Genomic DNA, 11,975 nt, shown 5'->3' on the forward strand with positions numbered 1-11,975 from the left:
CACCACCATCGGCATATTGGTATTATCGGGTTGTTGTTTGCCATTGAGTCATAGCATGTCCCAACTTTTTGAATTCTGCCGTTCACTCTCTTCGATTGCGGCTGCACGTAATATCCGGTACCTCGTTGTTGCAAAGGGGGGGACCGACTGGGCTGCGCAAGTTATAGATGCGTTTGCACCTCTGTATCCTAATCAGCTTTTTTGCGGGGATCCGCTTAGCGCCGGAATGGATGCCATTCCTTTCAATAAAGCTAGGCTATGGTTAGGCAGAGAATGTCAGATGTTGACTTTCAACGGACACAAGGGCCTTGATGCACAAGCTCTCGGTGCTTTATCTGGCACTGTGGTCGGCGGTGGGATCTTGCTGTTGTTATTGCCTGCGGAGTGGTTCGAGAATAGTGATTCGAATTTTAATAAGCGCTTGAGCCAATTATTGCTGCAACCCGAAGTCGTGATACTGGAACCTGACACGTCTTTGCCAACATTACCTACTCCTAATTTGGAGGAAGTGGATAGTGTTGTTAATGAAGAATCTAATTTACCTTTCGGCTCTTTGACCGCTTGCCAAGCGAGTGCTGTTGAAGCTGTCCGTCGGGTTGTGACTGGTCACCGAAAACGCCCTTTGGTTTTAACGGCTGATCGTGGACGGGGCAAGTCGGCATCATTGGGGCTTGCTGCAGCCAGTTTGCTGGCAGAGCGTAACATTAAGATTGTTATAACGGCCCCGTCTTTTTTAGCCTGCCAGACGGTATTTCGCCATGCTGCTGATCAGTTCGGGGTGTCGTTTTCCAATCAAAAGTTTCTTGAGCTTGGCAAAGGTTCGATTGCATTTATCGCCCCGGATGTGTTGTTGTCAGAAATGCCATCGGCAGATCTCGTGATGGTTGATGAAGCTGCGGCTATCCCAGCTCCTCTTCTTCAGGCATTACTCAGTAACTTTGGTCGCTTGGTATTTTCCAGTACTGTACACGGTTATGAGGGAACAGGGCGTGGTTTTGCCGTGAAGTTTCGCCAACAGCTGGATAAGGTCATGCCGCAGTGGCGTTCGTTGGAGATAAAGCAAGCGATCCGTTGGGCGGACAATGATCCGTTGGAAAACTGGATCTTCAATGCCTTGCTGTTAGATGCCGAGACGGCCACATCTGGACTTGAGCCCAATACAGCACAGTTCGAGCACCTTGATAAAGTCCAGCTGTTAGATTCGAAACAGCTTCTTTCTTCATTATTCGGTTTATTGATCAATGCACACTATCAAACGTCGCCTGCCGATTTGGTGAGTTTACTCGATGATGACAGCTTACATATTTGGGTATGCCGTAATGGTGACAATGTGTTGGGGTGTTGTTTGATTGTCGATGAAGGTGGTTTTTCTGCTGAACTTGCTGAGCAAATCCAACTTGGTACCAGGAGACCGCGGGGTCATTTACTTGCCCAATCTCTTGCTGCTCATCTCGGAATTTCTGAAGCTGCAATGCAACGTTCTGGCCGTATACTGAGAATAGCGGTTCACCCCGAATTTCAGCAGCAAGGAATTGGTCAGCAATTATTGTCTTCTGTCAGAGTCTGGTCTGAGGGACGTTACGATTTCCTAGGCACAAGTTTTGGCTATGTCTCCGAGCTTTTGCATTTTTGGCAGCAAGCAGAATACCAGCCTGTTCGCTTGGGTTTACAAAAAGATGCCTCGAGTGGTTATCCTTCCCTACTGTGTGTTCAACCGATCAGTGAGTTGAGTCAGCAGTGGTTTGTACAGGCGAGAGTATTATTTGCGATAGGTTTGACGAGCAATGCTTGTGAAGCTTTTAGCGTCATGGCAACGGATGAGTTTCTGCCGTTGTTGGTTGAGTCATTAACGCTTCAACAAATCCCCCAAGCTCTTCCGAGCGAATGGGTTGAACATCAACTTTCTATATATAGCCAAGGCGGCTTGGGGTACGAATTAGTGTTACCTGCGCTGCAGCAATATTTGTATCACCGTTTGATGCATGTCGGACAGTCTTGCGAGTTTGCTACGTTTCATCTCGCAGTGGCAAAAGTTATTCAGCGCAAATCTTGGCAAGACATTGTTCAACAATTCCAGCTGACGGGTCGTAAGCAAGCTGAGCAAGCTTTACGTGATTTTGTCAGTTCAGACTTTCAAAAAATACTTTAGCAAGGAGCGAGTAATGAAATTTGTTGTCGACACCCATAGCCATACAGTCTCTAGTGGGCATGCATATAGCACGGTATTAGAGAATGCGGCTGCGGCTGCAGATAAAGGACTGCAATTACTGTGCGTCACTGATCATGCTTCCTCAATGCCGGGCGCACCTCATTTTTGGCATTTTGCCAATCAGAAAATCTTGCCTCGTTTTCTTCACGGGGTTGGTATCTTGCGGGGTGTTGAAGCAAACATTATGAATGTTGACGGTGAGATTGATATATCGGCCAAAGTGGAAGGTCATCTTGATTGGATTCTGGCGAGTTTCCATGAGCCTGTCTTTGCTCCGTCTTCGTCGGCGCTACATACAGAAGCCCTGCTCAATGTTATTCAGTCTGGACGCGTTGATGCGCTGGGTCATTTAGGCAACCCTAATTTTGATTTCGACTTTGAACGTGTTTTGGCGGCAGCCGCTGAGGCCAACGTATTGGTTGAGATCAATAACTCTTCGTTATCAGGTTCTCGGATAGGAAGCCAGCCTAGGTGTGAACGTATTGCTGAAATTGGTAAAGAGGTTGGTGTGACGTTCACTACAGGATCTGATGCACACTTTGCTTATGACATTGGAAAGTTTGATTCTGCTTTAGCGTTGTTCGAGAAAGTTAACATCGACGAATCTTCCATTGCTACAACCAGTGCATTTCGTTTTATTGAATTTCTTCAGTCTCGGGGCCATGCTCCAATCGAGGAGTTTCAATCACTTCGCTAAATTAATTTACACTGTAAATTTCAGCTCAGCGATATTCAATATGTGTTGTTGATAAATAGAGGTGGCTCATGCCGCCTTTTTTGTTGTTCAAATTTACACTGTAAATTTCATGAACAGCTGCTTTGTGATTTTGATTTGTATTTTTTTGTCTCGTTGTCTACGTTTATAGAATCCCGCTAACTTTTTGCTTGGACTTTTTGCCGTATACAAAGTCAAAATATTTAAGGTAGTTTGGTAAAAATATAATAATAAGGAGTCAGCATGAGCTTAATAAAAGATGTTCCTCCAGCGCTAAAAGAGATGACTCATTCCTCTGTTTACCAAGATTCAGATATCGAAAAGTGCTACTCCGTTGGTCGTGGCGGTATCGCTGGTCGTCTGTTTGGCCACCTATTAAGTAGTGGTGAAACCATCGACAGTCATGATTATGGAGTAAAGGTGACTGTAAACAGAATTACCCGCCAAATGATTTATTTTGAATCATCTATCCCCCTCCCGTTGACGGCCTGCTATCAGCTTTATCTCCAACCGGTAGGCATGCTGGAAGGCTATCTGCGCCAAGATAAAATTTCCGTTAATAAAAAGCACCCGAATAATGGCAGCTATATGTTTGTTACAGATCAATGGCTGACGAATCACCAGTTACGCTCTATTGCCCTGGTCTGACCTGTATTAGTTACTGTTGCTAAAATACATATGCAATCTATTGTTTATGTTTGAGGTATTGATATATTTCACATAAATTTGTGACTGAACAAATACTAGGTAACTGATTTGTTACTGTAATATTGAGGAGTACTATTACTTTATTGTTCGCTAATAGCAGAAAAAGGAGTTGATATGGCAGAGCTTTTTCTGCGTATCTCTGATGATGGACAATCAGTGTTATTTGCGGCAACCGCAGACCAGCAAACGGCGCCAACGCGCGAGTTGTTACTCGAGCAACTTGATAGCGTTGGGGCTGAAAATTTCTATTTGTTCGAAAAAGCGATAGATTCAGCGCTCGCTGTCACCAGCCAGGGCGATGATATCGACCCACAAACTGCTCACCCTGACCCCATTGTTATTGCAGAGCGGCGTAACGCAAGCCTTGTGGTGAAAGCGGATCCTGATTTTATGCGTGCTGCTATTACCTTAACAGCACCTTATGGGGGATCTCATACGACCGGGCCTGACATTCTAGAAGCGCTAAAGCAGAACAGAATCATCAAAGGGATCCGCAAATCTCAACTTCATCAACTTTTGCAGAAAGCCCATAACCTTTTGCCTGGTGAAAAGATCACCTTGCCCGTGGCTTTCGGTCGCTTACCCGAAAACGGTGTTGATGTCCGGTTTGAATCATTGGTCGATGATGCCAGTCACCGTATTTTGAAGCCTCAAGCGACCGATGACGGCAAGGTAGATATGCGCGATTTGGGCGAACTGATCACAGTTAAAGCTGGTCAGGCATTGATGCGGCGCATTCCTGCGACGGAAGGTGTTGTGGGCTATACCGTAGAGGGGAAGGCTTTACCTGCTAAACCGGGTAAGGACAAAGAGTTTCAACCCGGAGAAGGGACACTTATCAGTGTGCAGGATCCTAACTTGTTACTGGCTGAGAAATCTGGGATCCCTGTTGCTAAACCACGTGGAATGCAAGTTGATGAGGCACTAACCCTAAAAGGGGTAAATGTCGCAACGGGACACATTAACTTTGATGGGAGTATCCTGATCACCGGTGATGTAACACCAGGTATGAAGGTAACAGCCTCGGGGAATATTACTGTCGCTGGTTTTGTTGAATTGGCTGAATTGAAAGCTGGCGGCGATATATCGATTATTAAGGGGATCATTGGGCGTAAGCTCGAAGGTAATAAGCTTGGTTGTTCTATCGAAGCCAAAGGTAGTGTTACGAGTAAGTTTGCTCAGTTTGCTGACATTTCCTGCGGCCAGAATGCGATGTTTACCCTACATGTCCTTCATAGTGTCATTCATGCGGAGGGGGAAGTCGTTGTGATGGATCAGTTCAAGCGGCAAGGTAGCTTAAGCGGTGGAATTACTGAAGCGGGTTATAGTATCCGTGCGGTCAACATTGGTGCGCTTTCTGGTGTTCCTACTGTGCTATGCGCTTTTACCAAGTTTGGATACCTATTACAGCAACTGCAAGACAAGCATCATGACTATCAGGTTGAGCTAAAAAACGTCAATAAAATTAAGCAAGCACAGTTTAAGTTACTTAAACTCCCAGAGCATAAGCGCCCTGTCGAATTAAGTGAACGGATTCACTATGCCGCTGAGCAACATAAATCACAGATTGGTTTGCTGCAATCTGACTATCAACAGCTGCGTGATGAGTATGACGAGCTTCGCTCTCGGGTAATGATTACTGCGGTTAATCGGCTCTATGCAGGGGTTCAAAGTCAGTTGGAAAAAGAAAAATTGCTTATCACACAAGACCACGGTCCTTCCAAACTTCATATCTTCGATCACGTTTTTCAGTGTTCGCCGCTTTAAACAGGTTATTCAAATTTACAGTGTAAATCTAATTTACACTGTAAATTATAAAATTACTCACCGAGCTTTTGAATGTAGATGCGGCAGTGTTGGTAATCGCTTCTCTTTAACTTTATGTTCAGTAAAGAAGCCTTGGAAGCCACTAACAAATAATTCAGAGAGCCTCTCAAGCTGTGTTTCTGTTTCTACCCGGGTAGCAATGGTCATGATATTGAGACTGTGAGCCGTTCTACATATTGATGACAGTAGTTGTTTCTTAAAATCATCGTTGAGCTGATGGGTATACGAAAAATCAACTTTCACATAGTCGGGGCGGAATTCATCAAGATAGGACAGTGATTTGAAATAGCGGCCATAGCCGTCTACTCCATAGCGGAATTTATAGAAGCGAATGGCTGAGCATAATAAGCCACAAGCATCGGGAGTTCGAATGAAGCACGATTCCGGTATTTCGAAATGCAAACGCTGAGAAAGATGTTGGTTACGCGATAGCATCTGATCAAGCCAGCGGTTGAACGCAGGATCCGTGATGCTGTTTGTCGTGAGGTTGATGGCGAATGGTCCACGATTCTGGTCACCATTCAAGACATTCACATGGTGGGCGATAACGTGTTTGTCGAGCACTCCACCCGCACCGACATCTTCAATCGCCCCGAGAAACTGATTAGCATTGTAGCGTGACTGTTCAGCTTTAAGTGATGAAAAAACCTCGAAGTGGAGTGGTTGTTGATGCTCATTGACAACCGGTTGGTACTGATAGCTCATTGCGTTATTGTCGATGGCATCGAGTAATAACGACTTCCACTGCTGCTTACCAAAACTCGGTACTTGGTGCTGGTTGTCTGCCAACTGTATAGGCTCTGCTGGGTTACGTAATGCTTGGGCCAAGATGTTATCGAGTTGACCTAGAATGTGGCTGGAACTATTAGCCTGCTCAATCATCAGTAAACCTAGAAATGCGCTGTCTGTGGTTTCACCTCGGTACGCTTTTTCTTGTTGTCGATGCACGTCAATCATCGCTTCGGCAACTTGGAGCAACTTGTGTGTGGCGATATTGGGCAGTAGAACAGCAAACTCATCATAGGACAACCGAGCAAGATAAACTTGGGCATGGATGATGTTGGCATTGAATTCGTCGGCTAACTTGCGGGTGAAGGTATCTCCTTTTTCGAAATCATATTGTTGATACACTTCATCGAGTAAGGTTGATTTAAGCAAGATCAGACCACCTTGCTGTGAGTTCTCAAGCCAGGCATTGAGTTGATTAATAAAGTAGTGGCGGTTACCAAGGCCTGATACTTTGTCTTGATAGGCTTGGGCTTTCAGTTTGTTGGCTTCATCTGCTTGTTGTTGAAAAATGTCATCGAGCTGTTTTTTAAAACGCCCGGACATTTTCACCCAAGCCCTTGCCTCAATGCTGTTTAATGTTACCGATGAAAGTGAGTTATGACCAATAGTGGAAGACTGCAGTGCTAATTGCGTAAGTGGTTGGAGTTTTCGCTTAAGCAAAATAAACAAAAGCAACAAGATGAGCAGATAGATGCCAGTGCCAATCACTACCCCGGGCAAAAATCGCAGCCAAAAGGATGTTGTGATTGTGTCGATAGGGACTACAGCCGTAAACTGGATTGCTTGTTCACTGTTGCCGAACAAGATACGTTGCAACGAGATTGTCGGCCAAAAAAGAGTGGGGTGTGGAGCAACCTGTCTTGACTGGCTTAATGCAGGAGAGGAAAAATGATGGTTGGAGGCTAGCACCTGTACGTGCGACTGCACCTGCGGGGTGATTTGGCTGAGTTGCTCAAGCAGCATAGGGTAGTCCGCTTTGGCGGGGTTATCTTGTATATTCAATAGTCCCAAGCGCTGTTCAATATATGAAGTACTCGAGTGCAGTTGTTGCTGAGCATCCTTGATGAGTTCGCCACGTATACTCAGAGAATGTATAGCGACAAAACACAACAACAGGGCGGTGAAAGTACTCGCGATCCAAGAAAAAGTGTAGCGGAATAAGTTCATAATGTATCTCAGCAAGCTTGAAGAGAAATTGGTTGATGGGAAGCGTTCAGGCGACTGAGGTTGTCAATTCTAGCGCTCTGATTAAGGTATCAAAATTTTCAGCATGCTAGACGGCAAGGGCTGATTAACATCTTGTTTTCTGGAGATAGTTCGAAAAAAAGTGTAAATCAGCCATGGATTTCATTTGGCTCTGCTTTACGGTCCGGCTGTGGGGGGACTAGGCTTTAAATTCTTTTTTATCAATATGATACTTTCTTAACTTGTCATATAAGGTTTTACGCGCGAGACCCAGTTCTTGTTGTACTTCCTTAAGCCTTCCCTGATGACGATTGAGCGCGTCGTGAAGCACCTTACATTCAAAATCAGCCACTCTTGTCGCCAGTGTTGCTGCCGGTGTTTGCTCACTGCCATGTTGAGGTTGGGGGCCGATAGCCTTGGCACCTAATAATGCGTAACGCTCGGCAAACTGTCGCAGTTCTCGGACATTTCCCTGCCAATCTTGTTCTGCCAACCACTGCTCAAGTCGCGAGTCGATGTGAGGTGGTTCAATGCCAAATCGGCTGCAGTCCGTACGAAGAAAGTTATGGAACAGCAAGCCAATATCGTCCCGCCGTTTATGAAGTGGTGGCAGATCTAATGTGATGAAATCTAACTTGAAATATAGACTGTGCAGAAGTCCTGTTTGGCTTTGTTGATGTTGGTCGGTATCGGCGCTGACAATAACTCGAACAGGCTCACACCCAGTCATTAGCGTTTTAATGAAATCTTCCAGCGCAGGTTGAATGTGCGGAGGTGTTTGGTTGATGTTTTTGAGATATAGGGTGGCAAAGTGTGGTGACATTTGAGCCTCTGCAACACATCTCTGCTCTGTGTGACTAGCGATAAGCTCAGCCAGCTGCGTTTCGGCGCCAGTTGCGCTGCAATCTATGGTGATAAATGGCCGTTGTGGCTGTAAACCATGGTCATGGACAAAACGGGCAACGAGGGCTTTGCCACAACCACTGGGGCCATGGATGAATAGTGGCGTATGAGTCTTAGACTGGTGAGATAAAATCCGCCTCAACTGTTTGATGGACGGGGTATTGCCTAAAATTCGTGGTCCTGGTCCACTTTGTACTTCAAGCTCACGGCGCAGTTCCCGGTTTTCAAGGACCAGCTCACGTTTCTCGGCTGCCCGTTTGACGACATCGAGCAAGTGGTCCGTTGAAAAAGGTTTTTCTAGAAAGTCATAAGCGCCGAGCCGCATAGCTTCAACGGCTATGGATATATCCCCATGGCCAGTGAGCATAATAATGGTCAGCTCTGGATCTAACGTTAATGCCTGTTTGAGAAAGGTGAGACCATCTATGCCTGGCATGTTGATATCGGAAATTATGACGCCTTGGAACTGATTGGTGATTTGCTCCAGAGCGGATTTGGCGCTGGCAAAAAGAGCAACGTCGTAATCCTCTAACTCGAGTGTTTGACCAAGGGCATGTCGGATTGACTTTTCGTCATCGATAAAGATAACAGGGGTGTTCATGGTTTGCTCTCGCTCTCTAATGGTAAGCAGAGGGTAAATTCAGCACCTCCGCCATGGTGATCACTGACGCTGAGTGTGCCATGGTATGCATCGATGATACGTTTTGAAATTGTCATTCCAAGCCCTAAGCCGTCCTCCTTGGTGGTGTAAAATGGCGAGAAAACCTGCTCTTTTTGCTCTGGATTTAATCCGGGACCATTATCCCATATTCGGCATTCGACCTGGTCTGAATGGACAGCTAGCGTGATACCAACTTGAGGTTCGGAGTGATCCTTGAGTGCTTGAAGGCTATTTTGCAACAAGTTAATTAACACTTGTTCAAATTGTACTGCATCGATATTGATGATCACATTGTCTGGAAAGTCCTCTGCCCGAATGATGACCCCGTGCTTGATCAGCGCGTTACGCATTAACGACAAGGAAGAGCGGATAGAATCTGCGACATTGGTCCGAGGCGAGGCTTGGTGAAAATTTCGTTTGCGGGCAAACACTTTGAATCGGGCAATGATGTCAGTGATCAGCTGGTTAAGCTGGATGATTTCATCAATATTGCCACTGACCATATCATATCGTTGTTTTGCCAATAGCTTCTGGCAGTTTTCGGCATAGGTCCGAATGGCTGCGAGTGGCTGGTTTATTTCATGATTGATGCTGGCAGAAAGCTCACCCAGCATCGCGAGCTTGGCGGCTTGCAACAGCTCATCCTGGGTTTGCTTTAACTCCGCTTGGCTGTGCTCATATTGGCTTAGAGTGATTTTTAACTGCTGGTTGGTTTCTTGCAACCGTCGGGTACGCTGGCTTACCCGCTTTTCCAATCGACTGTTGAGGTTGGCCAACTCGATCCTCGCTCGGTAGGTTTGCCACCAAGAATGGACCGCGATACATAGCAAGGTATAGATCAGGATAAACAACAGCAGCACTTGCCCCATATATTCAAATGCTTTTGTTTTCGGTGTAAAGCCGAAGATGTACCAACCCGCTTTATCCATATCATGCTGCGCTGTGATATAGGTCTGCGACGAAGCTGCATTTGATTGGTGAAATGGGATGATAGGCTGTTGGGTTAATGAGGCAAGGTTCTCTGCTTGAGTAAGCGTGGCAATATCAACATGGCCATACTGCCGTGACTGTTTGATCTTTTGCTTAGTGGTTTCGCTCAGCGGCGTTAGCGAATGATAAAGCCACTGGGACTCTGAGCTATAGAAAATGATCCCTAGGCGATCGGTTATCGCATACTCTATATCGTCGTACTGCCATATGTCGGCCAGTAATGAAAGATCCACCTTGATGGTGAGTACACCGACAGGTTGTTGGTTTATCGTGACGGGCGCAGAAAAATAATACCCTCGCTTATCTGACCGTGCACCCAACGCAAAGTACTGTCCGTTGTGCCCCATGGCGGCCTGTTGGAAATAGGGACGATAACTGAAATTTTGTCCTACAAATGAGTCTGGTTGTTGCCAGTTACTGGAAGCGAGCGTGGTTCCATCCATATCAATGAGGTACAAGGTGTCTGCACCTAAGGTTTGGGCCCATTGCTCAAGCAACTCGCTTACGGTTTGGTATTGATCGCCAACAGTTGCAACCAGTTTATGGTTGGGGTTAAGGGGAGGGAGTAACCGCGGATCACTGGCAAGGACTTCAGGTAACTGGCTGTAACGCTCGAGTTGAGTGTCAATTTTAGTGCCAAGCTGAGTGACACCTAACTCGAGCTTTTCGCTTAAGTGGCGTTGGATTTGCGACAAAGTGATCCAACTGATGAGCATCGTACCTACGCAGCCTATTAGCAGGGCAATGCAGAAAAAATTTTTTTTACTCGACATAGGGAGGCCTTTTTCTGCCAATGTAGCAAATCCATTGGTTGGAAACGTCGAGCTTGGTTGCATAGTCGCGCGCTGACTTGGACCGTTGGGCAATTTACTTGTGTTTCAATCAGACAAAGCGCACAATTTCATCGTTGTAAGAAACATCCAGAGAATGAGCGGAGATAACAATGGAATTGTCTGATATTCGTCGCGACTATACGCAGGGTGGTTTGCGTCGTCATGATTTGCCGGAGCAGCCAGAACAACTTTTCAATACCTGGCTTGAGCAGGCGATAGAAGCAAAGCTGACTGATCCCACTGCGATGACGGTGGCCACTGTTGATGAACACGGGCAGCCTTATCAGCGTATTGTGTTATTGAAGCATTTTGATAAAGATGGGTTTGTCTTTTATACCAATTTAGGCAGCCGCAAGGCGTTGCACCTGGCTGACAACAGCAAAATAAGCCTGCATTTTCCATGGCACCCCCTTGAGCGTCAGGTTCACATTACCGGCTGTGCGGAGAAATTGTCCAAATTGGAAGTGCTAAAGTATTTCTCGTCACGACCAAAAGAAAGCCAGATTGCTGCATGGGCGAGTAAACAAAGCGAGCGGATTTCGGCTAGACAAGCGTTGGAGAGTAAATTTTTCGAGCTAAAAGATAAATTTGCCAAAGGCGATGTGCCTGTGCCGACGTTTTGGGGTGGGTACCGGGTCAAAATCAATTCGATTGAATTTTGGCAGGGCGGTGCTAACCGTTTGCACGACCGTTTTTTGTATACCCGGGCGCAAGACGAATCCCTGTCATGGGATATTGAGCGTCTGGCACCATGATGATATCAATCTGTATGAAGGTTTGAGCAACGACTTATTCAGATTTTCACCTCTTGGTAAGAACAAAAAAAGAGCAGCTATTCGCTGCTCTTTTTTTATGCCGCCAACTGCTGTTGGCTAGTGACGATACTCACCCCTTCAGGGTGGCGCACTTTAAGGGCTTTTTCAGCACTGGTGATGGATTCGATTTCACTCACCGCTTGGATTTGGTATTTGCAAGGGATATTGAAATGCGGATGTACAACGTAGGTGATCGTAAATTGCTTCATAGTCTTTCCAGCATATCGTTGGCACTTAGGCCGATAAATTTAAGAACTGGGCGAATTATAGGTAATCAGCCCAGTACAAAAATTGATCTGGAAACAGGCTTTGGATTGCAAAAAGGCAAACTAAGTCTGCG

9 protein-coding genes are annotated in these 11,975 nt (G+C 45.9%); 5 read left to right on the plus strand and 4 right to left on the minus strand.

The window, feature by feature from the left end:
• Positions 1-55: 55 nt before the first annotated feature.
• The 4 genes from ACVA58_RS09795 to ACVA58_RS09810 all read left to right on the plus strand — a co-directional run bounded on the left by ACVA58_RS09795 (position 56) and on the right by ACVA58_RS09810 (position 5,399).
• Complete coding sequence (locus ACVA58_RS09795) at positions 56-2,149, plus strand: tRNA(Met) cytidine acetyltransferase TmcA (RefSeq protein WP_446510260.1); 2,094 nt, start codon at positions 56-58, stop codon at positions 2,147-2,149.
• Between the two features lie 13 nt (positions 2,150-2,162).
• Positions 2,163-2,906, plus strand: a complete 744-nt coding sequence (locus ACVA58_RS09800; RefSeq protein ID WP_446510261.1) for a PHP domain-containing protein — start codon at positions 2,163-2,165, stop codon at positions 2,904-2,906.
• A 261-nt stretch (positions 2,907-3,167) separates the two neighbouring features.
• The gene (locus tag ACVA58_RS09805) at positions 3,168-3,572 is read left to right on the plus strand and encodes a hypothetical protein (RefSeq protein WP_446510262.1); all 405 of its coding nucleotides are present in this window, start codon (positions 3,168-3,170) and stop codon (positions 3,570-3,572) included.
• Positions 3,573-3,746: 174 nt separating this feature from the next.
• The gene (locus ACVA58_RS09810) at positions 3,747-5,399 is read left to right on the plus strand and encodes a DUF342 domain-containing protein (RefSeq protein WP_446510263.1); all 1,653 of its coding nucleotides are present in this window, start codon (positions 3,747-3,749) and stop codon (positions 5,397-5,399) included.
• A gap of 57 nt (positions 5,400-5,456) precedes the next feature.
• Here ACVA58_RS09810 and ACVA58_RS09815 read toward each other — a convergent pair whose 3' ends face one another.
• From ACVA58_RS09815 to ACVA58_RS09825, 3 genes are all read right to left on the minus strand, one after another.
• Positions 5,457-7,415, minus strand: a complete 1,959-nt coding sequence (locus ACVA58_RS09815; RefSeq protein ID WP_446510264.1) for an EAL domain-containing protein — start codon at positions 7,413-7,415, stop codon at positions 5,457-5,459.
• A gap of 217 nt (positions 7,416-7,632) precedes the next feature.
• Entirely contained in the window at positions 7,633-8,937 is a 1,305-nt protein-coding gene (locus ACVA58_RS09820; RefSeq protein WP_446510265.1) for a sigma-54-dependent transcriptional regulator, read from the minus strand.
• Entirely contained in the window at positions 8,934-10,760 is a 1,827-nt protein-coding gene (locus ACVA58_RS09825) for a sensor histidine kinase (RefSeq protein WP_446510266.1), read from the minus strand. Before ACVA58_RS09825 ends, ACVA58_RS09820 begins: the two co-directional genes overlap by 4 nt.
• Positions 10,761-10,930: 170 nt before the next feature.
• Between ACVA58_RS09825 and pdxH the strand changes: the two genes are divergently transcribed.
• Positions 10,931-11,575, plus strand: a complete 645-nt coding sequence (gene pdxH / locus ACVA58_RS09830) for a pyridoxamine 5'-phosphate oxidase (RefSeq protein ID WP_446510267.1) — start codon at positions 10,931-10,933, stop codon at positions 11,573-11,575.
• Between the two features lie 95 nt (positions 11,576-11,670).
• Here the strand turns inward: pdxH and ACVA58_RS09835 are convergent, their stop codons facing one another.
• Positions 11,671-11,844, minus strand: coding sequence for an addiction module component (locus ACVA58_RS09835; RefSeq protein WP_428650356.1), 174 nt, complete (start codon positions 11,842-11,844; stop codon positions 11,671-11,673).
• Positions 11,845-11,975 lie beyond the last annotated feature (131 nt).

The organism is Photobacterium sp. DNB22_13_2 (assembly GCF_052873915.1).